The organism is Klebsiella sp. D5A, from assembly GCF_001620885.1.
GTDB lineage: Bacteria > Pseudomonadota > Gammaproteobacteria > Enterobacterales > Enterobacteriaceae > Klebsiella > Klebsiella variicola.
Window position 1 is genome coordinate 16,973 of the sequence record NZ_LOAR01000003.1, and the last position, 23,207, is coordinate 40,179.

Here is a 23,207-nt window from a genome sequence, read left to right on the forward strand (position 1 = left end):
GTCGGGAGCCCCTGTTTCCCGAATGGCGGCGCGAAGCGCCTTATCCGGGCAACCTTTCGGCGGTGTTACGTAGCCCCGGTAAGCGAAGCGCCACCGGGGGGCCGTCCCGGCGTGGTGGCGCCAATGCGGGACGCCTTATTCGGGCGATGGGGCCCGCTAACCCGCGGGGGATTACGACATAATCAAACCGCCATCGATATTGATGGTCTGCCCGGTGAGATAGCGCGCGTCGTCGGAGGCGAGGAAGGCCACCAGCCCGGCCACGTCTTCCGGTTTACCGGCGCGTTTCATCGGAATGCCCTCGACCCACTCGGCCATCAGTTCGCCCTTGCCGTAGCGCTTCTGCTCGGTGCTGAGAATTTCGCCCCACACGCGATCGTTGTAATCCCACATTTCGCTTTCAATAATGCCCGGGCAGAAGGCGTTGACGGTGATATTCCACGGCGCCAGCTCGTGAGCCAGGCTTTGGGTAATGCCGATCACGCCCATTTTGCTGGCGGCATAATGCGGCGTGTAGATAAAGCCCTGTCGCCCCTGGCCGGAAGAGGTATTGATCAGGCTGCCGTGATTCTGTTTCACCATATATTTGGCCGCCTCGCGGCAGCACAGCCACACGCCGGTGGTGTTGACCGCCAGCACTTTTTCGAAATCGGCTTTTGGCATCCGGTCGTAGTAATCGATGGTGATCACCCCGGCGTTCTGAATGGAGACGTCAATTGTGCCGAAGCGCGCGGCGGCCTGCTCATACAGCGACTGCACCTGCGCTTCGTCGGTGACATCGACCTGCAGCGATAAAATATCCGCCTGATAGCGCTGACGCAGGGTTTCGGCGGTCTCGTGAACGCGCTCGGCGTTGGAGACCATCACCAGATTCGCGCCGTCGCGGGCAAAGCGCTCCGCAATACCTGCGCCGATGCCGCGGCAGGCGCCGGTGATCACCACCGTTTTGTTCTGGAAATCTCGTTGCATATTTTTTCCCTTTCGCTGAGCCGGGCACCAGGCCCGGCGGAAGATGTGAATCGTTGCCGGTTAGCTGGAGGTGGCGCCGTTGGGGGGGATGGCGGCCAGTTTCTCCTCGTGGCGGCGCATCAGGATGACCTTGCTCTGCAGCTTCTGCTGGAACTGGTCGACGACCACAGCGGTGACGATCACCACGCCTTTAATCACCATCTGCCAGAAGTCGCTAACGCCCATCATCACCATGCCGTCGGCAAGGAAGACGATGACGAAGGCGCCGATAATTGACCCGGTTACCCGGCCGCGGCCGCCGGCCAGCGCAGTGCCGCCGAGCACGGTGGCGCCGATGGCGTCCATCTCAAACATGTTGCCGGTCATCGGGTGCGCGGTTTGCAGCTGCGATGCGACGATCAGGCCGACAAACGCCGCGCACAGGCCGGAGAAGGCATAGACGAATATTTTCGCTTTCACGATCGGCACGCCGGCGAGGCGGGCGGCAGACTCATTGCCGCCGATGGCGTAGATGTAGCGGCCAAGCGGCGTTTTGGTGGTCAGCCAGTAGCCCAGCACGAGGAAGCCGATCATCAGCCAGATCGGCAGATAGACGCCGAGCAGGGTGCCGGAGCCGAGGGTGGCGAAACCGGTGTTGCCCAGCGCTTCCATGCCATTGAGATTCGGGTAGGTGCTCCCGTCGTTAAACAGCAGCGCGGAGCCGCGGGCGACGTACATCATGCCTAAGGTGCAGATAAACGGCGCCACGCCGAAGCGGGTGATCACCGCGCCGTTGACCAGACCGACCAGCACGCCGAAGATCGCCACGCAGAGGATCACCTCCGGGACATTAAAGAAGAGGATATCGCCGTTCCACAGCGGCAGGCCGTTGGTCAGCAGCGCACCCGCCACCATGCCGCAGATCCCCGCCACCGCGCCGACGGACAAATCAATGCCGCCGGTGAGAATGACCAGCGTCATGCCGATGGCCAGCAGGCCGGTGATCGCCACGTGCTGGGTCATGATCAGCAGGTTAGAGGCGGTCAGGAAGTTGGGTACCATCACGCTGAAGAACGCGATCACCAGCAGGAGGGCGATAAAGGTGCGGGCCTTCAGCAGGTACATATAAATCATATATTTCTGGTTCATGATGGATTCCAGCCTGATTAATCTTGAGGTGTTGAAGCCGCGATTAACTGTTCGCGGGTCACCGCGTGACGCGGTAGATCGGCGGTAATGCGGCCATCGGCCATCACCAGGATGCGGTCGGCAAGGGCCATCACCTCATCCAGCTCCGAAGATGAGAACATCACCGCCAGCCCCTGCTGGGCCATTTTGCCGATCAGGTGATAGACGTCGGTTTTCGCGCCGACGTCGATGCCGCGCGTCGGTTCGTCGAGGAACACCACCTGCGGCTGGGTCATCAGCGCTTTACCCAGCACCACTTTTTGTTGATTGCCGCCGCTCAGCGAGGTGATGGGCAATGTGGCGTCGCTGACCTTGATCGCCAGCTGCTGGATCATCTCTTTCACGCAGGACTCTTCTTTCTGCGGATTCAACCAGCGCCAGGCGCGGCGGAACCCCTGCAGGCTGAAATCAGAGAGCGTCATGTTGGCCTGAATCGACATCATCTGCACCACGCCTTCGCCCTGACGGTCCTCCGGCACCAGCGCCAGCCCCTTTTTCAGGCGCTGTTGAAAGCGAGATTTGCCGATGCTTTCGCCGTTAAGATGCACCTCGCCGCGCTGGCAGGGCATCAAGCCGACCAGACCTTTAAACAGCTCGGTGCGCCCGGCGCCCAGCAGGCCGTAAATACCGATCACTTCGCCTTTGCTGAGGGTGAAGGTGACGTCATTAAGTTTGTAGCCGCCGCTCGGATGCAGCGCGGTCAGCCCTTTGACGTCAAGCACTGCGTCGCCTTTCGGCGCCGGTTGATAATCAAAGTGTTTTTTCTTATCACCGACCATCTGCTCGATGATCCACGGAACGCTGGCGTCGCTGACGTGACGCTCGCTGATAAAACGACCGTCGCGGAAAATGGTGATGTTGTCGCCAATCTCCATCAGCTCTTCGAGGCGATGCGAGATATAGATGATGGTCACGCCGCGGCGTTTAAGCTGCGCGATCACCTTGAACAGCACTTTGACCTCAGACTGGCTCAGCGCCGAGGTGGGTTCGTCCATGATCAGCACCCGGGTGTCTTTCGACAGGGCGCGGGCAATCTCGACTAACTGCTGGTGGCCGATACCGAGTTCACCCAGCGGAGCATAAGGATCGACATCCAGCTCCAGCCGTTCCAGCAGCGATTTGGCCAGCGCGTACTGGTATTTTTCGTTAATGCGTCCTTTCTGAAAGAATTCATTCGCCATGAAGATGTTGTCCATCACATTCATATTGGGGAATAAATTCAGTTCCTGAAAAATAATACTGATGCCCAGTTTTTCTGCCTGATGCGTCGACTGTAATGAAACCGCTTCGCCATCGAGAATAATTTGCCCGGAAGAGGGCGTTTCCACACCGGCAAGCATTTTCATCATGGTGGATTTACCCGCACCATTTTCTCCGATCAGCACGTTGACCTTATTTCGATAGACCCGGTAATTGACATTATCCAGGGCGGTCACGCCGGGATAGACGCGCGACAGGCCGCGGGTTTCGATAATCACTTCGGACTCAACGGGCTGGGGAGCGACGAGATCGTGCGGCGCCATATTATTGTCCCCCCGCATGAATGATTTTCGCCGGGGTAATTTCCGGGAGAGTTTGCGGAATATCCCAGGCCGAGAAGACGCCGTACACCTCCACGCTATCGCCGGTTTTGACGTTGGCTGTCTGAATCATTTTGACCGCCTGACTGTTGATATTCTTGCTGTACTCGCCGAACAGCACCTGGTCATTAAAGTCCTGATAGCTGGCGCCGCTGTAGCCGTCGCGCAGCTGGGTGCCGCGCAGGGTAGGGCCAATCTGCACCGTCACCTTGCCGACGCTGGCGTCGGACAGGGTCATTTTGCCGCTGCGCGAGGCGGTATCGAGTTTGCTGACGGTGCCTGAAACCTTGACGTAGAAGATGCAGGGGTTTTCATCCTGCGCACGGTAGCCGAGGGTTTTACAGGCGCTATCAATGTCTTTTGCCGCCTTGAGCGCGCTCATCAGTTCCGCCGCCGGACGCGCTTTCGTCACCACCTGCGGTACGATGCTCTGCTGCCAGGTTTTATCCATATTCGCCATATGCGGGTTGGGCGGGGATTTCAGGTCTGCCAGCTCCTGCTGCGAGACGATGCGACAGCCCCCTAGCGCCAGTACGGCCAGCGTCAGACAGGTTTTCTTAAACATAATGCTCTCCTCTGCGCCCCCGCAGGGGCGCAACCACCCGAACTCAGGACTTAATGTTGAAATCCTGGACTTTATCGGCGTTATCCTGGGTAATCAGAATGCCGCGGAACATCACGCGCTGCTTCGCCGGCTTCTCGCCTTTTTGCAGGTAGTTATCCAGATCGGTGACGCCCTGAGCGGCGATGGCCTGCGCCTGCAGCATCACGGTTGCCTGCAGGGTGCCGGCTTTCACGGCGTCGCGCTCATCGTTGCTGCCGTCGATGCCGACGACGATCACATCGCTACGGTTGGCTGCTTTCAGCGCCGCAATCGCGCCGAGGGCTACCGGCCCGTTGCCACAGATGACGCCTTTCACGTCGGGGTGAGCCTGCAGGATGCTGTCCATGATGCGTTTGCCGTCGATCAGGGTGCCTTTGGCATCCTGTTTCGCCACGCTGACCATATCCGGATACTGGTCAATGACCTGATGGAAAGATTTAGAACGGGTGACGCAGTTATTATCGGCGAGGTTGCAGGTCAGCTCGGCGTATTTGCCTTTCTCCGCCATTTTTTCCACGAAGACGTTGGCGACCTCAGAGCCGGCCTGGAAGTTATTGTGGGTAATTTGTTCCAGCGCCACATCATCAACCGGAATTTCGCGGTTAATTAAGACCACCGGAATGCCGGCTTTTTTGGCTTTTTCAATGGCGGCGACGCTGGCGGTGGAATCAGCGTTATCGAGAATAATGCCCTGCACTTTTTTACCAATCGCGGTGTCGATAAGCTCATTCTGCTTTTTGACATCTTCGCCATGGGACAGCACGGTAGTTTTATAGCCGAGCGCCTGGGCTTTTTCGCTGGCGCCTTTGGCTTCCGAGGCGTAATACGGGTTATCCAGCGAGTTGACCATGATCATAATGGTGCCTTTCTCCGCGGCGTGCGCGGCAAAGGAGAAGGCGGTCAGGGTAGCAGCGGTTAAAAGGGTTATACGTAATTTCATGACTCTGTTCCTGTATTTTTATATTCGAACAAATGAGCCCCTGAGCGGGCAGGCTTTTACGGTCTGAAATTTCCCCTGATGTATTCGGGGATAGCGATATCGTTATGGGCCGGGTTTCTCCTGTGATAAGTGAATGCGTGTCGTCGCGCAGTCTGGCGGTCAGGCTGGCGAGTCCGGTTTCCATAATGTTCGGTCGACCGCATGGCGCCACTCCTGCCAGCGCGTTTGTAAACGCTGGTGGCGGGCCATGTCGGGCTGAAAGGTGCTGTGTTCGGTTAAGAAGGCCTGCAGATCGGCGGTCGACCCCGGATGGAGCGCTTTGCGCGCCAGCAACGCCGCGCCGATGGCGGACAGCTCCGGCACGTCGCTGCGCATCACCGGGCAGCCGAGCAGATCGGCCTGGTATTGCATCAGCCAGTCATTGTTGGTCGGCCCGCCGTCCACCATCAACGCCGTCAGGGTGAACTCCTCATGCTGACGCATCGCCACCACCACGTCGGCTATCTGATAGGTGATGGACTCCAGCGCCGCACGGATCAGATGCGCGCGTTTCACCCCGCGACTCAGGCCGCAAATCACGCCGCGGGCGCTGTCGTCCCACCAGGGGGCGCCAAGACCGGTCAGCGCCGGCACGAAGTAGACCCCGAGGGTTGAGTCGACGGAGGCGGGGAGGGTATTCAGCTCATGGGCCAGCTCGGCGGCAGAGAGTTCGCTCAGGCCGGTGCTGTCCGCCATCCAGGCGACGGCATCGCCGGTGTGAGGAATATTCCCTTCCAGGCCCCACACCAGCTGGTCGCCATCGTGCCAGGCGACAGTGGTCGCCAGCGCGTCGATATCGCACTTCGCCGATTTGACCGGGGCCATGACCGAAGAGCCGGTGCCGTAGGTGGCTTTGACGCAGCCTGCCTCGCCGAGCGCGTGGCCGAACAGTGCCGCGTGGGAGTCGCCGATCATCGCCATGATCGGAATACCGTCCGGAATGGCGGCCAGTCCTTTGGTATGGCCGAAGAGGCCGCTCGACGGTTTAATGTCCGGCAACGCCGCGCGCGGAATGCCGAACAGCGTCAGCATCTCGTCGTCCCACTCGCCGCGGTGCAGGTTCAGCAGCTGGGTGCGGGCGGCATTGGAGTAGTCGCAGCAGAAGGCTTCTCCAGCGGTCAGATTCCACAGCAGCCAGCTGTCGATGGTGCCGAGGCAAATCTCACCGCGTTCGGCACGCAGGTGGCCATCGACAGTCGCATCCAGCAGCCAGCGCATTTTGGAGGCCGAGAACAGCGGGGCGATTGGCAGGCCGGTGGCACGCTTAATGTGCTGTTCCTGGCGATCGTGACGCAGTGTGTCGCAGAACGCGGCGCTGCGGGTGCATTGCCAGGTGATCGCCGCGTTAATCGGTTCACCGCTGTCGCGATACCAGCCGATGGCGGTTTCCCGCTGGTTGCTGATGGCCAGCGCGGCGACGTTTTCCGCGCCAACGTGAGCCACCGCGCTGGCGATCACCGCCAGCGAGGCGGTAACCAGCGCTTCGCCCGATTGCTCCACCCAGCCGTCGCGCGGCGTTTGGATCGCCAGCGGCTGCGAGAATTTGACGATAACTTTGCCCCGGCTGTCCAGCACCACCGCTTTGGCGTTGGTGGTGCCTTCATCCAGGGCAATGATGAACTCTTTTGCTGTCGCCTGCATCGTGCTCTCCTCGGTCACTCGGTGTCCTGGAACCGCGAAGACGAGGAATATCTCCCACCGTCTCCTGCGTCTGTGCAGGCCATTTTGTGACATTTCGTTATCATCTTTTTAATCACTGAATATATATTCGATAGTGATTATTTATTTGATACCTTAAGCCACAAACCCGGTGACGGGCTACCGGAAAAATCATCAATTGTGCTGGCAATCACATTTCGCCGATCGGTGAAAGCGGCAGTTGGCGGCTGGAGTGGTTGATTAACTGATTGAATTTAAATGTATTAACAGAGCCAGCCCTGAAGCTAAAAAAGCACGTCAGGGCGGCAGTGAGGAAAAGCAGCGCGGCAGGTTAGTCGCTAACCAGCATGCGAGCGGTAGGATAATCGGTGATTAAAACATCAATGTAGCCGCCGGTGAGGGCGCCTTTGATGGCCGCGACTTTATCGGTACCGCCGGCCAGCGCGACCACGTTCGGGCATTTTTTGACCTTCTCCAGCGCCATACCGATCACCGGATCTTCATCATCGCGTAACACCGGATGGCCGTTTTTGTCGTAGTAGTGCAGGCAGATATCACCCACCGCGCCGCGCGCCGCCAGCACCTGCAGCATATCTTCGTGATAGTAGTTACCGGAGGTTTTCAGCAGTTGAGAGGGTTCGAGAATGCCGATGCCGACGATGGCGATATCCACTTCATCAAAGCGCGACACCACGTCAGCGACGTCTTTGCTGGCCAGCAGCCGGTTGCGCTCCTCCATGGATCCCTCGATGCTCTGTGACGGCAGCAGCCAGGCGTCGCAATTCAGGCGCTGGGCGAGGGTCTGGGTAAGAATCGTCGCCTGCACGTTACCGTTTGGCCCGACGCCGCCCAGCAGCTGGATCACGCCGCTGGCTTTCAGGTTTTGCGCATGAACTTCATCGACCATCGCGCGAATGGTTGAGCTCCACGAGGAGACGCCAATCAGATCTTTTGGCCGCAGCCGGGTTTCCAGATAGTGGGCGGCAGCGGAGCCAATCGCCCGCTTGATGGTATGATCGCTGGCCTCTTCCTCGGTATCCACCACCACCGCCTGCTTAAGGCCGTAGCGATCCTCAAGCCCTTTTTCGAGCTTCAGAAAGATGTTGGACGGCTGAACGACGCTGATCTTGACGACGCCTTCTTTCTGGCAGCGGGTAATGGCGCGGGAGACAAATGACTGAGACAGCGAGAGAAGTTGGGCGATATCAGACTGCTTTCGTCCTTCCAGATAGTAAAGCGTGGCAATCTTAACCAATAGCCGTTGTTCATCCTGCTTAGCCATATTAATCCTCGAAAATCATTTATCGCCTTTCTTCAGGCGGTTAGCTGCAGCCATTATCGTAGTGACTTTTATCATACGCGAAAAAAAATCAGACTTAAGTGTGACAGGCGTCTAACTTTTGCCAATCCTCAAAATCGACTATGGACAAAAACAAAACAGCCAGGCCATAATCGAATAAAGAATCATTATTGAATATATATTCAAGGCGATTTCGAGTCAATGTGTTTATCCGGGCTTCGCCTGGAGCGGGAGGCAGAATGTTCCTGAGTAGGGCGCTGTGGCAGAAGGCTTACCACCCGGCATGGGGATATCTGGTTTTTTTAGTCCTTGCTGGAATAAATATTCCATGCTGAAAATAAATTCAGAGGTGTGAAATGAATCCCTACAGATATGATATTCAGACGCTGGAGCGTAAAGCCCGCGCGGTGCGGCGCCATATTGTGCGCTTAAACGCCAATAGTCCGGCCGGCGGCCACACCGGAGCAGACCTTTCGCAGGTCGAACTGTTAACCGCGCTCTATTTCCGCGTCCTTAACGTCGCGCCGGACCGGCTCGACGACCCGCAGCGCGATATCTACATCCAGTCGAAAGGCCACGCGGTGGGCTGCTACTACTGCGTCCTGGCGGAAGCGGGATTCTTCCCGGTCGAGTGGCTGGAGACCTACCAGCATGCCAACTCCCATCTCCCCGGCCACCCGGTGCGGCAGAAAACGCCGGGCATCGAGCTGAACACCGGCGCGCTGGGTCACGGTTTGCCTGTTGCGGTGGGGCTGGCGCTGGCCGCGAAGAAAAGCAACAGCACCCGCCGCATTTTTTTGATCACCGGCGACGGCGAACTGGCGGAAGGCAGTAACTGGGAAGCCGCCCTGGCGGCGGCGCACTACGGTCTGGATAACCTGGTCATTATTAATGATAAGAACAACCTCCAGCTGGCCGGGCCGACGCGCGAAATCATGAATACCGATCCGCTGGCCGATAAATGGCGCGCCTTCGGTATGGAAGTCAGCGAGTGCCAGGGTAACGACATGGCCTCGGTGGTCGCGGCCATCGAGGGGCTACAGCAGAACGGTAAACCGAACGTTATTATTGCCAACACCACGAAAGGCGCGGGGATCTCCTTTATCCAGGGGCGCCCGGAGTGGCACCACCGGGTGCCGAAAGGCGAAGAGATCGCTCTGGCGCTGGAGGAACTGAAAGATGAGTAATACAGAACACCTGGCTAACGTCATGGTCGAGGCCTTTATCGCCGCCGTGGAAAGCGGCGTCGATCTGGTGCCGGTGGTGGCCGACTCCACGTCGACGGCTAAAATCGCCCCCTTTATTAAGCAGTTTCCCGGTCGGCTGGTGAACGTCGGCATCGCTGAGCAGAGCATGGTCGGCACCGCCGCCGGTCTGGCGCTGGGCGGCAAAGTGGCGGTGACCTGTAACGCCGCGCCGTTTCTTATCTCGCGGGCCAATGAGCAAATCAAAGTGGATGTCTGCTACAACAACACCAACGTCAAGCTGTTCGGCCTTAACGCCGGAGCCAGCTACGGCCCGCTGGCCAGCACCCACCATGCCATTGAGGATCTGGCGGTGATGCGCGGCTTTGGCAATATCCAGATCTTCGCCCCCTCCACGCCGCGCGAATGTCGGCAGATCATCGACTATGCTCTTGCTTATCAGGGCCCGGTCTATATTCGTCTCGATGGCAAGGCGCTGCCGGAGCTGCTTGACGAGTCGTATCGCTTTGTTCCCGGCGCCGTGTTGACCCTGCGCGAAGGCGAGGACGTCGCGCTGGTGGCCACCGGTTCGACGGTGCATGAAGTGGTGGAGGCGGCGCAGCAGCTTGCCGACCTCGGTATCCAGGCGAAAGTGGTCAGCGTACCGTCGATCCGCCCCTGCGATACCGCGGCGCTGCTGGCGGCGCTCCGGCCGTGTGGTTCGGTGATCACCGTCGAAGAGCATAACGTCAACGGCGGGTTGGGTAGCCTGGTGGCGGAGGTGCTGGCGGAAGCGGGGGTGGGCATTGCCCTGCAGCGGTTGGGGATCCCGGACGGGGAGTACGCCGCCGCCGCCGATCGCGGCTGGATGCGCCAGTACCACGGGTTTGATGCCGCCGCCATCGTTGCCCTGGTGCAAAAAAGAGACTGATGGCCTGAACGCCTGTCGCGTGAAGCGCGGGCGTTTACTGCTGCAATGCGCAAAGCGTGATGACCTGCTCCTCCGACGCTATCCAGTGCAAGGGATAGCGTTGCTCCGCAAACTCAAGCGCTAAGGTGCTTGCCGTTATGTCCACGATCTGAAAATCGGCGAACCCCAGCGCGCGCTGATTTGCCGCAGGCGTCGCCTTAAACCCACTCTCTTTTGCCGAAAACGCCAGCGTCAGCGCCAGCGGGAAGGGCAGGCCGCTGCGCAGCAGCGCTGTTTTTTCCGCCGGACTGATAATGCTGTCCTCCAGCTCCGCCGCCATCTGGGGGGTAAACCGGCGCTCAATATCGACGCCCACCGGCCGATCGGCGATCACCGCCAGCGCGCGCTGGGCGCAGTGGCTGATGCTACCGAACCAGGGCGTGGGCCACAGCGGCTGGCGCTGGTCGCTGATGGCGGGAGGCTGTTTCTCCCCCACCTCGCGCAGGGCGTATACCGCGGCGATGCGTCCTGCCAGGTGCTCCGCCTGCCGCTTGCGGCCCCAGCCGGTCAGGCTGGCGTGATAGGGCAGCCAGAACAGATCTTCAGGCTGGAAAGTCGCCGGGTCGAATTCGACCTGCTGGATGGTATAGCCGGCCAGCGGCAAAGCGGTGTGATGGTGGCGCATAGGGTAAGGTTACCGCGGTTGGCCCCGCCCTTTGTCCAGCAAGGGCGGGGGAGGGAGAAGCCGCTATCAGAAGTGGGTGTTGACGCTCATATACCAAGTGCGGCCCGATTCGTTATAGGTCTCGGCGCCGGCACCGTACATCGTACCGGTGGCGCCCCCGGTGGTCTGGGCGTTGCCCGCGCGCCAGTGGCGCTTGTCGAAGACGTTATCCACGCCGCCGGTCAGACTGACATATTTGGTGACGTCCCAGGTCGCGCTCAGGCCGAGGATGCTGTAAGGGCTGACCTCGTTCTTCTCGCTGCCGGTAACCGGTTGACCCTTGTAGTTGTACTTCTTCGGCTCCTGCTTGCCGTACCAGGTGAAGGTCGACTGCAGCGAAACGTCATCGCGAACCTGCCAGCTCAGGGTGGAGTTCAGCGTGTATTCCGGGATAATCGACAGACGATCGCCGGTCTCTTTGTTCTTACTCTGCAGCATATAGGTGATGTTGTTGGTCCAGTTCACGGTCTCGCTCACCGGCACGTTCAACGTCCCCTCCAGGCCTTCCACCACCGCTTTCGGCACGTTTTCCCACTGGTAGAGATCGGTACCTTTATTGTTTTGATAGACCGGGGCATAGCCCGCTTCAATTTTGTTGCGGTAGTCGTTGCGGAACCAGGTGACGCCCGCCAGCCAGCCGTCGCGTTTAAACTCGAGGCCAATCTCTTTGTTGATGCTGGTCTCGGCTTTTAAATCTTCATTCCCCTGCAGATAGCAGCCGTCTTTACTGGCGTAGCAGCCCTGGCCTTTACTGTAGAGAATGTAGTTCGGGTTGGTCTGATACAGGCTCGGCGCTTTATAGGCGCGGGCGATGCCCATCTTCAGTGTGAAGTCGTCCCACAGGCCCTGCGACAGGTTGAGGGACGGGCTCCAGTTATTGCCGACGATGCTGTGGTGATCGAAACGCAGCGCCGGGGTCAGCATGGTGGTGTCGGTCAGCTCCATGTTGTTCTCAGCGAACAGCGAGAAGATTTCCGCCTGCGAGTACGGGCTGCGGCCAGTGCTGTCGTAGCCCGGGATGGTGCCGCCCGACAGCGCCTGGGTGTTGGAGGCGTTATCCTTCATCCGCTGCTGGTTCCACTCGCTGCCCAGCGTCAGGTTCTGATTAACCAGATAGTCGAACGGGATGCTGACTTCGCTGTGCAGCATCACATCCGCCAGATCGATATCCGTGAACTGGTTGCTGTTAAAGATCCCCTCGGTGCCCCCGGCCAGGCCTTCGCCTTTGCGCGAGTTGCGGGTGCGCTCGTACTGCGCCCAGTTGCTGGTGGTCACCCCGTTGTCCCAGGCGCCGTTCCAGGTGACCGAGTAGGTGTTACGGTACAGACGGTTGGTCTCTTTACCGTAGTTCTCTTTCACCAGGTCGTTGGAGTTGGTGTTCTGGGTGTCGCCGGCGTAGAGGTTGCCCTGGCGGCTGTAGCCCGCCTCAAACTCCAGCGACTGCATCGGGGCGAATTCCCAGCGCACCAGACCATCGATGTTTTTATTTTGTACCCCTTCGCGCCCGGCAGGCAGGGTGTCGGCATAGATCCCGGTACGTTCGGACTGATGGCCCTGGTTGATATCCCAGGCGTCGGCCTGCGTTTTGTCGAGGTTACCGAACAGACGGAAGCTGAAATCGCCGCCCAGCGGGCCGCTGAGGCTGAAGTTAGTGCGTTTGGTGGAGCCTTCATCCTTGTGCTCCGGGGCGTTCATATAGGTGTTCCATGAGCCGTGCCACTCATCGCCGGTTTTTTTGGTGATGATATTCACCACCCCGCCGGCGGCGCCGTTGCCGTAGCGGGCGGCGGCCGGGCCGCGGATCACTTCGATGCGTTCGATCATCTCCGGCGGCACCCAGCTGGTGTCGCCGCGGGTGTCGCGCTCGCCGCGCCAGCCAAGGCGCACGGAATTGCGGCTGGTGACCGGCTTGCCATCGATCAGGATCAGGGTGTTTTCCGGACCCATGCCGCGGATATCAATCTGGCGGTTATTGCCGCGCTGGCCGCTGGTGGAGTTGCCGGTCAGGTTGACCCCCGGCATGGTGCGAATGATCTCCGAGACGTCGCGCGCTGGCGGGCGTTTGCGGATCTCATCGGCGGTGATGGTGGAGACGCCCGGCGCCTGCAGATTCTGCTCGGCGGCGGTGACCACCATGGTCTCTTCAGCAGCGCTGTTTTTATCGTCGGTGGCGGTTTCCGCTGCGCTTAACGGAAAAGCAACCCCGTAAATTCCCAGATTGACCAGCAAGGCCAGGGATTTGATCCTGTTATTCATTGTTATTCCTGCTCTTTAGTCGCCACGTTCCCCAAACGCCCCTTCCCACCGGGAGGGGAGGCGGCATAAATGTTGCCGGAAGAGGGCAAAGGCACTCCGTCGCTAGCTGAATAAGCTCTCTTCGACATGTTTTGTGAAAGACGCGCTTCCCACGGCGCGCTAATACGCTATTGCAAATGCAAATAGTTATCAATAATATTATCAATAAAGAATTACAATTAATTAAAAAAGTCACGATATACATAGGGTTAATGACAGAATGTTAAGGACAGGAAGCGAGGAGTGGTGGCAAACCCTGCAGGGGCCGCAGTGCCGCGCAGTGGATGACGCCATCGAGGTGACGTTCTGGTGGCGGGATCCGGCGGGGGATGAAACGCACTCTCCGCGCCGTCGGGTATGGCTCTATATCACCGGCGTGACCGACCACCATCAGAATGCGCGGCCGCAATCGCTGACGCGTCTGCCCGGGACCGACGCCTGGTCCTGGCGAACCACCCTGTCGCCGACCTGGCGCGGTAGCTACTGTTTTATTCCCTCCGACCGTGACGATGATTTTTCCCCTGAGGTGTTCAGCGCTGACGCGCCCGACCGCGCGCTGCTGCGCGAAGGCTGGCGCAAACTGCTGCCGCGGGCGATAGCCGATCCGCTGAACCCGCACAGCTGGCAGGGCGGACGCGGCCATGGCGTGTCGGCCCTGGAGATGCCGCAGGCGCCCGCGCAGCCCGGCTGGGACCAGTTTAATGAGGCGCATCCTCCCGCCCGATGCCTTGAGTGGCGCAGCGCGCGTCTGGGCAACCATCGCCGGGTCTGGATCTACACCACCGGCGAGGCCGTCGACCCGCAAACGCGGCCCCTGGCGATCCTGCTCGACGGCCAGTTCTGGGCCGAGAGCATGCCGGTGTGGTCGCCGCTGGCCGCACTGACCCGCGAAGAGAGACTGCCGCCGGCGGTCTACCTGCTGATCGACGCGATCGACAACCAGCGCCGCGGGGTTGAGCTGCCCTGTCACCGCGATTTCTGGCTGGCGGTGCAGGAGGAGCTCCTGCCGCTGATCCGCGGCCATGCCCCGTTCAGCGACCGCCCGGAGCGGACAGTGGTGGCCGGGCAAAGCTTCGGCGGCCTGGCGGCGATGTTCGCCGCCCTCAACTGGCCGCAGCGCTTTGGCTGCGTACTCAGCCAGTCAGGCTCCTACTGGTGGCCGCACCGTGATGGCCGCGGGACGGGCTTTATCGGCGAACAGCTTCGCCAGGGTGAGGTGTCCGCGGCCGGGCTGCGCATCTGGCTGGAAGCGGGCCAGCGTGAACCGATTATTTTTCGCGCCAACCAGGCGCTGTTGGCGCAACTCACTACGACACAGCAGACGATTTTCTGGCGTCAGGTTGACGGCGGGCATGATGCGCTTTGCTGGCGCGGCGGGCTGACGGCAGGGCTTATCCAGCTCTGGCAGCCTCTGCTGTCGCACCCTTAGCACCGCGCTTTACGACAGGAGTTTGATATGCAATTCAGTAACCCCTTCGACAATCCGCAAGGGCAGTTTTACATTCTGCGCAATGATCAGCAGCAGTACAGCCTGTGGCCGGCGCACTGCGACCTGCCTGCCGGCTGGGCGGTGGTGTGCCCCCCGCAGTCGGCCGAGGCCTGCAACGCCTGGCTGGCGGCCAACTGGTCAACCCTGACCCCCGCCCATCATGCGTCATAAGGAGCTGACAATGACCACTCGTTTACCGCTGGTTGCCGCGCAGCCGGGGATCTGGATGGCCGAGCGCCTCTCCACTCTGCCAGGCGCCTGGAGCGTGGCCCACTATGTTGAACTGCGCGGCGCGCTCGACCCAACGCTGCTGGGAAAAGCGATTGTCGCCGGTCTGCAGCAGGCGGACACCCTCAGCCTGCGCTTTGAGGAAGAGGAGGGGGAAGTCTGGCAGTGGGTGGCGGCCGACCGCACCTTTGGCGAACCGTCGATCATTGACCTGCGTACGGCGCCGGATCCGCATCGCGCCGCCACGGAGCGGATGCAGGCGGACCTGGCGCAGGATCTGCGTGTCGACGGCGGCAACCCGCTGGTGTGCCATCAGCTGCTGCGCGTCGGCGACGACCGCTGGTACTGGTATCAGCGTTATCACCACTTGCTGGTGGATGGCTTCAGCTTCCCGGCGATAACCCGGCAGATCGCCGCCATTTACCGCGCCTGGCAGCGGGGGGAAGCCACTCCTGAGTCGCCTTTCACCCCCTTCGCCGAGGTGGTGGACGAGTACCAGCGCTACGCCGGCAGCGAGGCCTGGCAGCGGGATAAAGCCTTCTGGCAGGCTCAGCGCCAGGCGTTACCGTCGCCTGCCTCACTCTCTGCCGCGCCGCTGGGCGGACGCGCCGCCGGGAGCGATATCTGGCGGATGAAGCTGGAGATGAACGCCGACGCCTTCCGCCGTCTGGCTGGCCATGCGCCGCAGTGTCAGCCCGCTGACCTGGCGCTGGCGCTCACCACGCTGTGGCTGGGCCGCCTGTGCAACCGGATGGACTACGCGGCGGGCTTTATCTTTATGCGCCGGATGGGTTCAGCCGCGCTGACCTCGACGGGGCCGGTGCTCAATGTCCTGCCTCTGGCGGTGCATATTGACGCCCAGGAGACGCTGGCAGACCTGGCGATGCGCCTCGCCGCTCAGTTGAAAAAGATGCGCCGCCATCAGCGCTATGACGCCGAACAGATCGTTCGCGACAGCGGTAAAGCGGCAGGGGACGAACCGCTGTTCGGCCCGGTGCTGAACGTCAAAGTCTTTGATTACCAGCTGGATATCGATGGTGTGCAGGCACTGACCCACACCCTCGCCACCGGCCCGGTCAACGATCTCGAGCTGGCGCTGTTCCCGGATGAAACCGGCGGGCTGTCGCTGGAGATCCTCGCCAACAAGGCCCGGTACGACGAAGCCGAGCTCCGTCGCCATGTGGCGAGACTGACCGCGCTGCTGGCGCAGTTCGCCGCCGATCCGGCGCTGCGCTGCGGCGAAGCAGAGATGCTCTCCGCCGATGAGCAGGCCCGGCTGGCGGCGGTCAACGATACCGCTGTGCCGCTGCCTGCCACCACCCTCAGCGCGCTGGTGGCCGACCAGGCGCGGAAGACCCCGGATGCCCCGGCGCTGGCGGACGCCCACTGGCAGTTCAGCTATCGCGAGATGCGTCAGCAGGTGGTGGCGCTCGCGCAGCTGCTGCGTCAGCGCGGCGTGAAGCCGGGCGACAGCGTGGCGGTGGCCCTGCCGCGCTCGGTGTTCCTGACCCTGGCGCTGCATGGCATTGTCGAAGCGGGGGCCGCCTGGCTGCCGCTGGACACCGGCTACCCGGACGACCGCCTGCGGATGATGCTGGAAGACGCCCGGCCGTCGCTGCTGATCACCTCGGAGGATCAACTGGCCCGCTTCAGCGATATTCCGGGGCTGGAAAGCCTCTGCTATCAGCAGCCGCTGGCCGCCGGGGATGACGCGCCGCTGGCGCTGTCAAAACCGGACCATACCGCCTACATCATCTTTACCTCTGGCTCCACCGGGCGGCCTAAAGGGGTGATGGTCGGCCAGACCGCCATCGTCAACCGCCTGCTGTGGATGCAGGATCGCTATCCGTTATCTGCCCAGGACGTGGTGGCGCAGAAAACGCCGTGCAGTTTCGACGTGTCGGTGTGGGAGTTCTGGTGGCCGTTTATCGCCGGCGCGCAGCTGGTGATGGCCGAGCCGGAGGCGCACCGCGACCCGCAGGCGATGCAGCAGTTCTTCGCCCGCTACGGCGTGACCACCACCCACTTTGTGCCGTCGATGCTGGCGGCGTTTGTCGCCTCGCTGGATGCCGACAGCGTCGCTGCCTGCCGCACGCTGCGGCGGGTATTCTGCAGCGGCGAAGCGCTGCCGACGGAATTGTGCCGCGAGTGGGAGCGCTTAACCGGCGCGCCGCTGCATAACCTGTACGGCCCGACGGAGGCGGCGGTGGACGTCAGCTGGTATCCGGCCTGCGGGCCTGAGCTGGCGGCGGTGACCGGCAGCAGCGTGCCGATTGGCTGGCCGGTGTGGAACACCGGGCTGCGCATTCTCGATGCCGCGATGCGCCCGGTGCCGCCGGGGGTGGCGGGGGATCTTTATCTCACCGGCATCCAGCTGGCGCAGGGCTATCTGGGACGTCCGGACCTCACCGCCAGCCGCTTTATCGCCGACCCGTTTGCCCCCGGTGAGCGGATGTATCGCACCGGCGACGTGGCACGCTGGCTGACGAACGGCGCGGTGGAGTATCTTGGCCGCAGCGACGACCAGCTGAAGATCCGCGGGCAGCGCATCGAGCTTGGCGAGATTGACCGGGTGATGTCGGCCCTGCCGGACGTGGCGCAGGCGGTGAGTCACGCCTGCGTCTTCAATCAGGCGGCGGCGACCGGCGGCGATGCCCGACAGCTGGTGGGCTATCTGGTCTCTGACTCCGGCCTGCCGCTGGATACCGCGGCGCTGAAAGCGCGGCTGGCGGAACAGCTGCCGCCGCATATGGTGCCGGTGGTGCTGATGCAGCTCGCTGAGCTGCCGCTTAGCGCCAACGGCAAACTGGACCGCAAAGCGCTGCCGCTGCCGGCCCTCGGCGGGGAGCGCAGCGGCCGGCCGCCGGAGCCCGGGATGGAAACCCTTGTCGCCACGGCCTTCAGCCAGCTGCTGGGCTGCGAGGTGAACGATATCGACGCCGATTTCTTCGCCCTCGGCGGTCATTCTCTGCTGGCGATGCGTCTGGCGGCACAGCTCAGCCGCCAGCTGGCGCGGCAGGTGACCCCGGGGCAGGTGATGGTGGCCTCGACGGTGGGCAAACTGAGCGCGCTGCTGGCTGCCGATCTCAGCGATGAGCAGGCCCGGCGCCTGGGGCTGGATACGCTTCTGCCGCTGCGCGAGAGCGACGGCCCGACGCTGTTCTGCTTCCATCCGGCCTCCGGCTTCGCCTGGCAGTTCAGCGTGCTGGCGCGCTATCTCAGCCCGCGCTGGTCAATAACCGGTATTCAGTCGCCGCGCCCGCAGGGGCCGATGGCCAGCGCCGCCAGCCTCGACGAGGTGTGCGAGCACCATCTGCGCACGCTGCTGGCGCAGCAGCCGCACGGCCCTTATTACCTGTTTGGGTATTCGCTGGGCGGCACCTTAGCCCAGGGGATTGCCGCCCGCTTGCGCCAGCGCGGCGAAGCGGTGGCCTTCCTCGGCCTGCTGGATACCTGGCCGCCGGAGACGCAAAACTGGGCAGAGAAAGAGGCCAACGGGCTGGATCCCGAGGTACTGGCGGAGATCGACCGCGAGCGCGAAGCGTTCCTCGCCGCCCAGCAAGGGAAAGCCTCCGGCGAGCTGTTCAGCGCTATCGAAGGTAACTATGCCGATGCGGTGCGGCTGTTAACCACCGCCCACAGCGCGAAGTTTGACGGCAAGGCGACGCTTTTCGTGGCGGAGAAGACGCGGCAGGCGGGGATGGATCCGCAGGTCGTATGGGGCCCGTGGGTGGCGGAACTGGAGGTGTTCAGCCAGAACTGCGCCCACGTCGACATTATCTCCCCGCAGGCCTTTGAAGCCATCGGCCCGGTGGTCAGGGAGATTCTGGGGTAACGGTTGAGTTCGGGCTACAGCAGGTAGCCCGGCTCAGCGTAGCGCAAGCCGGCGAAAGAGGAGATTACCGGCGGCCCAGCGGGACCACCAGCGGCGTATGCGCCACCGGATCTTCAATGATCGTGCAGCGCAGACCGTAAATCCGTTCAATCAGATCGGCGGTGACGATCTCCTTCGGCGCCCCCTCGGCGACGATCTTGCCGTCGCGCAGGGCGATCAGGTGGGTGGCGTAGCGGCAGGCCTGGTTAAGATCGTGCAGCACCGCCGCCAGGGTATAGCCCTTCTCGCGATTCAGCTCACTCAATAGCTCCAGCAGATCGATCTGATGGCTGATGTCCAGCCAGGTGGTTGGCTCATCCAGCAGCATAATCGCCGTCTCCTGGGCCAGCACCATCGCAATCCACGCCCGCTGCCGCTGGCCGCCGGAAAGCGTGTCGACGCTCTGCAGCGCCAGATCGCTGATCCCGGTCGCCCGCATCGCCTTGTTCACCGCTTCTTCATCTTCTTTGCGCCAGCGGGTAAACAGCGGCTGGTGCGGATAGCGCCCGCGGGCCACCAGCTCCTGCACCGTGATATCGCCAGGAGTGGTGGCATTCTGCGCCAGCAGCCCGATACGGCGGGCAACCTCTTTACTGGCGTACTGCTGGATCTGCGCGCCGTCGAGCCAGACGTGGCCGCTGGCGGGCGTCATCAGGCGACTGAGGGTGCGCAACAGCGTCGACTTGCCGCAGCCGTTGGGGCCGATAATGGCGGTGAAGTGGCCGTCAGGGATGGTCACGTTCAGCGACTCGGCGATGGTCTTGTTACCGTAGGCCAGGGTTAACTGCTCGCCGCGCAAACGGGAGGGGACAGCACTCATTTTTTGCGGGACTCCTGAATCAACAATGCAATAAGGTAAATACCGCCGAGGCTGACGGTTAACACGCCAACCGGCAGCTGCCACGGCATAAACAGCCGCTGGGCGCCGTAATCGGCCAGCGCCAGCAGCAGCGCGCCGCACAGGGCCGATTGGGTCAGTCCCCAGCGGGCCGTGCCGCTCAGGCGGCGGGCGATATGCGGCGCCACCAGCGCAATAAATGAGATCGGCCCGGCCAGCGCCGTCGAGGCGGCGGTGAGCACCACCGCCACCAGCATCAGCAGCAGGCGCGAACGCTCGACCTGCACACCCAGCGCGCAGGCGGTATCGTCGCCCATCTCCAGCAGTCGCATCCGGCGAACCAGCAGGGCGCTGCCCACCAGCATCAACAGGATCAGCGGCGCCGACGGCCAGGTTTTACCCCAGGTCAGGCCGTTAAGCGATCCGGCGTTCCACAGGCCCGCAGAAAGGGCGGTCTCCAGCGAGGCGCGCAGCAGCAGCCAGGTGTTGAATGCCACCAGCATGGCGCGCACGCCGATGCCGATAATGATCAGGCGGAAGGTCTCGATCCCGTTGCGCCAGGCCAGCAGCCAGACCACCAGCGAGGTCAACACCCCGCCGGCCATCGCCGCCAGGGCAATCGCCGTCAGGTTCTGGCCGAAGAGGACCATCGCCACCAGCACGCCGCTCCAGGCGCCGGTGTTAAAGCCCATCACGTCCGGGCTGCCGAGCGGGTTGCGGGTCAGCGACTGGAAAATGGCGCCGCTGACGCCGAGCGCGGCGCCGATGAGCAGCGCCATTAACACCCGCGGCAGCCGCCATTCGTTCACCACCATCGCGACGTTGCGCGGCGCATCGCCGAACAGCGCCGAGAACACCTGGTCAATCGTCAGGGGCACCGGGCCTTGCGCCAGCCCGAGCAGGGAAATCAGCAGGCTGGCGGCCATCAGCACCAGGCAACTGGCTATCAGGCGGCGGGACGGGGCAATCACAGGCCACCTCCCCGCGGCTGGCGGCGCACCAGCCAGATCAGCACCGGCGCGCCGAGAAAGGCGCTCACCACCGATACCCGCAGTTCGCCGGGCACCAGCAGGCGGCCAATCACGTCGGCAAACAGCAGCAGGGCCGGGGTGGCGAGCAGGGTGACCGGCAGCGACCAGCGATGATCGGCCCCCACCAGCCAGCGCGCCATATGCGGCATCATCAGGCCGATAAAGGCGATGGGGCCGACGACGGCGGTGGCGCTGCCGCACAGGACGGTGATGACGATCAGGCCGATCAGCTGGGTGCGGGCGACGCGGCTGCCGAGGGCGGTGGCGGTATCGTTGCCGAGGCTCAGGCTGTTAAGCGCCCGGCTCAGCAGCAGGGCGGCGATCCCCGCTATCACCACCGGCAGCAGGACAATTTTCAGCGTCTGCAGGGTGCGGATATCCAGCGAACCGGCCTGCCAGAAGCGCAGCTGATCGTAGACGTCCGGGTTGAGCAGGGCGATGCCGTTGGACAGCCCCTCCAGCACCGCCGCAAGGGCGACCCCGGCGAGGGTGAGGCGCACCGGGCTCAGCTGGCCGCCGCCCTGACTGCCGGTAAAGGCCACCAGCAGCGAGGCGCAGAGCGCGCCGCAAAACGCCAGCAGCAGTTGCTCCTGCGGGGAGGTGATCCCGAACAGCGCCGCGCCGAGGACGATGGCGAAGCTGGCGCCGGAGTTGACCCCCAGCAGGCCGGGGTCGGCCAGCGGGTTGCGGGTGAGCGTCTGCATCAGCGCGCCGGCGAGACCGAGGGCGACGCCGGCCAGCAGACCGGCCAGGGTACGCGGCAGGCGCGCGTCCAGCACGATGGTGCAGTCGGCGCTTTGACAGGTTCCGCTGAAGGCGGTGAATACCGTGCCGATCGGCAACGATTTGGCGCCGATGGTCAGGCTAAGCGCGGCGGCTAAGGCGAGTAATAGCAACAATCCGGGCACGGCGACAGAGCGTACCGCGGTCGTAGAAAACGACATAACTGACATCCCTGATATGATAATGATAGTAATTATCGTTATCGATTTTATTCAGCTATGGTAGCATGACCCACAGTAAAAAGGGTATTAAAAATAACGACAAGGCGCTGTAATGAACCGACAATCCTGGCTGCTCAATCTCAGCCTGCTGAAAACTCACCCGGCGTTTCGCGCCGTTTTTATCGCTCGCTTTATCTCTATTCTGTCGCTTGGCCTGCTGGGCGTGGCCATTCCGGTCCAGATCCAGATGATGACCCATTCGACCTGGCAGGTCGGGCTGTCGGTGACGCTGACCGGTGCGTCGATGTTTGTTGGTCTGATGGTGGGGGGCGTGCTGGCTGACCGCTATGAACGTAAACGCCTGATCCTGCTGGCGCGCGGCACCTGCGGCGTGGGCTTTGTCGGTCTGTGTCTGAACGCCCTGCTGCCGGAGCCGTCGCTGGCGGCGATCTACCTGCTGGGGATCTGGGACGGGTTCTTCGCCTCGTTGGGGGTGACCGCGCTGCTGGCGGCGACCCCGGCGCTGGTGGGGCGGGAAAACCTGATGCAGGCCGGGGCCATCACCATGTTGACGGTGCGCCTTGGCTCGGTGATTTCGCCGATGATCGGTGGCCTGCTGCTGGCCACCGGCGGCGTGGCCTGGAACTTCGGCCTGGCGGCGGCGGGGACCTTTATCACCACCTTAACCCTGCTGCGTCTGCCGCAGCTGCCGCCGCCTCCGCAGCCGCGCGAGCATCCGCTGCGATCTCTGCTGGCGGGGCTGACCTTCCTCTGTCAGAGCCCGCTTATCGGCGGGATTGCGCTGCTTGGCGGTCTGCTGACCATGGCCAGCGCGGTGCGGGTGCTCTATCCGGCGCTGGCCGGGAGCTGGCAGATGTCGGCCGGACAGATTGGCCTGCTGTACGCCGCTATTCCGCTCGGTGCGGCGCTGGGGGCGTTGACCAGCGGCCAACTGGCCCAGACGGTGCGGCCGGGTGCGCTGATGCTGGCGACCACGGTGGGATCGTTTGTCGCCATTGCGCTGTTCAGCCTGATGCCGCACTGGGCGTTGGGCGCGCTGTGCCTGGCGCTGTTTGGCTGGCTGAGCGCTATTAGCTCGCTGCTGCAGTACACCCTGATCCAGACCCAGACGCCGGAAAATATGCTCGGGCGGATTAATGGTCTGTGGACCGCGCAAAACGTCACCGGCGACGCCATCGGCGCGGCGCTGCTCGGCGGATTAGGGGCGGTGATGACCCCGGCGGCATCCGCCAGCGCCAGCGGCTGGGCGCTGGCGCTCGTCGGCGTGCTGTTGGTGGGGCTGCTACGCGAGCTGCGCCGTTTCCAGCGCCCGGAAATCGTAAACGAAAGTTAAGTAGGGTGCACTTGCCCGGTGGCGGCTACGCCTTACCGGGCCTACGGTCTGGCCTGGGGGACGCTGGCATTGTAGGCC

18 protein-coding genes are annotated in these 23,207 nt (G+C 62.3%); 6 read left to right on the forward strand and 12 right to left on the reverse strand.

What is annotated here, in order from left to right:
• Positions 1 to 171 precede the first annotated feature (171 nt).
• From AS136_RS03640 to AS136_RS03670, 7 genes are all read right to left on the reverse strand, one after another.
• Positions 172 to 969: an SDR family oxidoreductase gene (locus AS136_RS03640; protein WP_004191416.1), complete on the reverse strand. Its 798-nt coding sequence runs from the start codon at positions 967 to 969 to the stop codon at positions 172 to 174.
• 60 nt (positions 970 to 1,029) lie between these two features.
• Entirely contained in the window at positions 1,030 to 2,097 is a 1,068-nt protein-coding gene (locus AS136_RS03645; protein ID WP_002893591.1) for an ABC transporter permease, read from the reverse strand.
• Positions 2,098 to 2,114: 17 nt separating this feature from the next.
• Positions 2,115 to 3,659 carry a sugar ABC transporter ATP-binding protein gene (locus AS136_RS03650; RefSeq protein ID WP_002893593.1) on the reverse strand — a complete coding sequence of 515 codons (1,545 nt, stop codon included), beginning with the start codon at positions 3,657 to 3,659 and terminating at the stop codon, positions 2,115 to 2,117.
• Between the two features lies 1 nt (position 3,660).
• Positions 3,661 to 4,281 (reverse strand): DUF2291 family protein, encoded by a 621-nt coding sequence (locus AS136_RS03655; RefSeq protein WP_004176927.1) that lies wholly within the window; start codon positions 4,279 to 4,281, stop codon positions 3,661 to 3,663.
• A 43-nt stretch (positions 4,282 to 4,324) separates the two neighbouring features.
• On the reverse strand, positions 4,325 to 5,260 hold the full coding sequence (locus AS136_RS03660; protein ID WP_004176926.1) for a D-ribose ABC transporter substrate-binding protein: 936 nt from the start codon (positions 5,258 to 5,260) through the stop codon (positions 4,325 to 4,327).
• 159 nt (positions 5,261 to 5,419) lie between these two features.
• On the reverse strand, positions 5,420 to 6,940 hold the full coding sequence (locus AS136_RS03665; RefSeq protein ID WP_023322208.1) for an FGGY family carbohydrate kinase: 1,521 nt from the start codon (positions 6,938 to 6,940) through the stop codon (positions 5,420 to 5,422).
• A 349-nt stretch (positions 6,941 to 7,289) separates the two neighbouring features.
• Positions 7,290 to 8,240 (reverse strand): sugar-binding transcriptional regulator, encoded by a 951-nt coding sequence (locus tag AS136_RS03670; protein ID WP_002893602.1) that lies wholly within the window; start codon positions 8,238 to 8,240, stop codon positions 7,290 to 7,292.
• A gap of 374 nt (positions 8,241 to 8,614) precedes the next feature.
• On the opposite strand from AS136_RS03670, the gene AS136_RS03675 reads away from it, so the two are divergent.
• Together AS136_RS03675 and AS136_RS03680 are read left to right on the forward strand one after the other, a co-directional pair.
• Positions 8,615 to 9,445 carry a transketolase gene (locus AS136_RS03675; RefSeq protein ID WP_008805574.1) on the forward strand — a complete coding sequence of 277 codons (831 nt, stop codon included), beginning with the start codon at positions 8,615 to 8,617 and terminating at the stop codon, positions 9,443 to 9,445.
• The gene (locus AS136_RS03680) at positions 9,438 to 10,373 is read left to right on the forward strand and encodes a transketolase family protein (protein ID WP_023322209.1); all 936 of its coding nucleotides are present in this window, start codon (positions 9,438 to 9,440) and stop codon (positions 10,371 to 10,373) included. The genes AS136_RS03675 and AS136_RS03680 overlap by 8 nt, the downstream gene beginning before the upstream one ends.
• 34 nt (positions 10,374 to 10,407) lie before the next feature.
• Here AS136_RS03680 and entD read toward each other — a convergent pair whose 3' ends face one another.
• Together entD and fepA are read right to left on the reverse strand one after the other, a co-directional pair.
• Entirely contained in the window at positions 10,408 to 11,037 is a 630-nt protein-coding gene (gene entD / locus AS136_RS03685) for an enterobactin synthase subunit EntD (RefSeq protein WP_023322210.1), read from the reverse strand.
• A gap of 66 nt (positions 11,038 to 11,103) precedes the next feature.
• On the reverse strand, positions 11,104 to 13,332 hold the full coding sequence (gene fepA, locus AS136_RS03690) for a siderophore enterobactin receptor FepA (protein ID WP_022065110.1): 2,229 nt from the start codon (positions 13,330 to 13,332) through the stop codon (positions 11,104 to 11,106).
• 259 nt (positions 13,333 to 13,591) lie between these two features.
• Here fepA and fes point away from each other — a divergent pair, with 259 nt between their 5' ends.
• The 3 genes from fes to entF are packed head-to-tail and all read left to right on the forward strand — an operon-like array spanning position 13,592 to position 18,923.
• Positions 13,592 to 14,800 carry an enterochelin esterase gene (fes, locus tag AS136_RS03695; protein ID WP_023322211.1) on the forward strand — a complete coding sequence of 403 codons (1,209 nt, stop codon included), beginning with the start codon at positions 13,592 to 13,594 and terminating at the stop codon, positions 14,798 to 14,800.
• A gap of 27 nt (positions 14,801 to 14,827) precedes the next feature.
• Positions 14,828 to 15,031, forward strand: a complete 204-nt coding sequence (locus AS136_RS03700; protein WP_004178967.1) for an MbtH family protein — start codon at positions 14,828 to 14,830, stop codon at positions 15,029 to 15,031.
• A 10-nt stretch (positions 15,032 to 15,041) separates the two neighbouring features.
• Positions 15,042 to 18,923, forward strand: a complete 3,882-nt coding sequence (gene entF, locus AS136_RS03705; RefSeq protein ID WP_063266668.1) for an enterobactin non-ribosomal peptide synthetase EntF — start codon at positions 15,042 to 15,044, stop codon at positions 18,921 to 18,923.
• Between the two features lie 64 nt (positions 18,924 to 18,987).
• On the opposite strand, the gene fepC is transcribed toward entF, so the two are convergent.
• The 3 genes from fepC to fepD are packed head-to-tail and all read right to left on the reverse strand — an operon-like array spanning position 18,988 to position 21,775.
• Complete coding sequence (fepC, locus tag AS136_RS03710; RefSeq protein WP_012542491.1) at positions 18,988 to 19,782, reverse strand: iron-enterobactin ABC transporter ATP-binding protein; 795 nt, start codon at positions 19,780 to 19,782, stop codon at positions 18,988 to 18,990.
• Positions 19,779 to 20,771, reverse strand: coding sequence for an iron-enterobactin ABC transporter permease (fepG, locus tag AS136_RS03715; RefSeq protein WP_012968727.1), 993 nt, complete (start codon positions 20,769 to 20,771; stop codon positions 19,779 to 19,781). The genes fepC and fepG overlap by 4 nt, the downstream gene beginning before the upstream one ends.
• Positions 20,768 to 21,775, reverse strand: coding sequence for a Fe(3+)-siderophore ABC transporter permease (gene fepD, locus AS136_RS03720; protein WP_023297205.1), 1,008 nt, complete (start codon positions 21,773 to 21,775; stop codon positions 20,768 to 20,770). Before fepD ends, fepG begins: the two co-directional genes overlap by 4 nt.
• A 112-nt stretch (positions 21,776 to 21,887) precedes the next feature.
• On the opposite strand from fepD, the gene entS reads away from it, so the two are divergent.
• Complete coding sequence (gene entS, locus AS136_RS03725) at positions 21,888 to 23,129, forward strand: enterobactin transporter EntS (RefSeq protein WP_008805583.1); 1,242 nt, start codon at positions 21,888 to 21,890, stop codon at positions 23,127 to 23,129.
• The last annotated feature ends 78 nt before the right edge of the window (positions 23,130 to 23,207 follow it).

Excerpts from the sequence above, each read along its gene's own strand:
- AS136_RS03640 (WP_004191416.1), bottom strand. The coding sequence starts at position 969 with ATGCAACGAGATTTCCAGAACAAAACGGTGGTGATCACCGGCGCCTGC.
- AS136_RS03645 (WP_002893591.1), bottom strand. The coding sequence starts at position 2,097 with ATGAACCAGAAATATATGATTTATATGTACCTGCTGAAGGCCCGCACC.
- AS136_RS03650 (WP_002893593.1), bottom strand. The coding sequence starts at position 3,659 with ATGGCGCCGCACGATCTCGTCGCTCCCCAGCCCGTTGAGTCCGAAGTG.
- AS136_RS03655 (WP_004176927.1), bottom strand. The coding sequence starts at position 4,281 with ATGTTTAAGAAAACCTGTCTGACGCTGGCCGTACTGGCGCTAGGGGGC.
- AS136_RS03660 (WP_004176926.1), bottom strand. The coding sequence starts at position 5,260 with ATGAAATTACGTATAACCCTTTTAACCGCTGCTACCCTGACCGCCTTC.
- AS136_RS03665 (WP_023322208.1), bottom strand. The coding sequence starts at position 6,940 with ATGCAGGCGACAGCAAAAGAGTTCATCATTGCCCTGGATGAAGGCACC.
- AS136_RS03670 (WP_002893602.1), bottom strand. The coding sequence starts at position 8,240 with ATGGCTAAGCAGGATGAACAACGGCTATTGGTTAAGATTGCCACGCTT.
- AS136_RS03675 (WP_008805574.1), top strand. The coding sequence starts at position 8,615 with ATGAATCCCTACAGATATGATATTCAGACGCTGGAGCGTAAAGCCCGC.
- AS136_RS03680 (WP_023322209.1), top strand. The coding sequence starts at position 9,438 with ATGAGTAATACAGAACACCTGGCTAACGTCATGGTCGAGGCCTTTATC.
- entD (WP_023322210.1), bottom strand. The coding sequence starts at position 11,037 with ATGCGCCACCATCACACCGCTTTGCCGCTGGCCGGCTATACCATCCAG.
- fepA (WP_022065110.1), bottom strand. The coding sequence starts at position 13,332 with ATGAATAACAGGATCAAATCCCTGGCCTTGCTGGTCAATCTGGGAATT.
- fes (WP_023322211.1), top strand. The coding sequence starts at position 13,592 with ATGTTAAGGACAGGAAGCGAGGAGTGGTGGCAAACCCTGCAGGGGCCG.
- AS136_RS03700 (WP_004178967.1), top strand. The coding sequence starts at position 14,828 with ATGCAATTCAGTAACCCCTTCGACAATCCGCAAGGGCAGTTTTACATT.
- entF (WP_063266668.1), top strand. The coding sequence starts at position 15,042 with ATGACCACTCGTTTACCGCTGGTTGCCGCGCAGCCGGGGATCTGGATG.
- fepC (WP_012542491.1), bottom strand. The coding sequence starts at position 19,782 with ATGAGTGCTGTCCCCTCCCGTTTGCGCGGCGAGCAGTTAACCCTGGCC.
- fepD (WP_023297205.1), bottom strand. The coding sequence starts at position 21,775 with ATGTCGTTTTCTACGACCGCGGTACGCTCTGTCGCCGTGCCCGGATTG.
- entS (WP_008805583.1), top strand. The coding sequence starts at position 21,888 with ATGAACCGACAATCCTGGCTGCTCAATCTCAGCCTGCTGAAAACTCAC.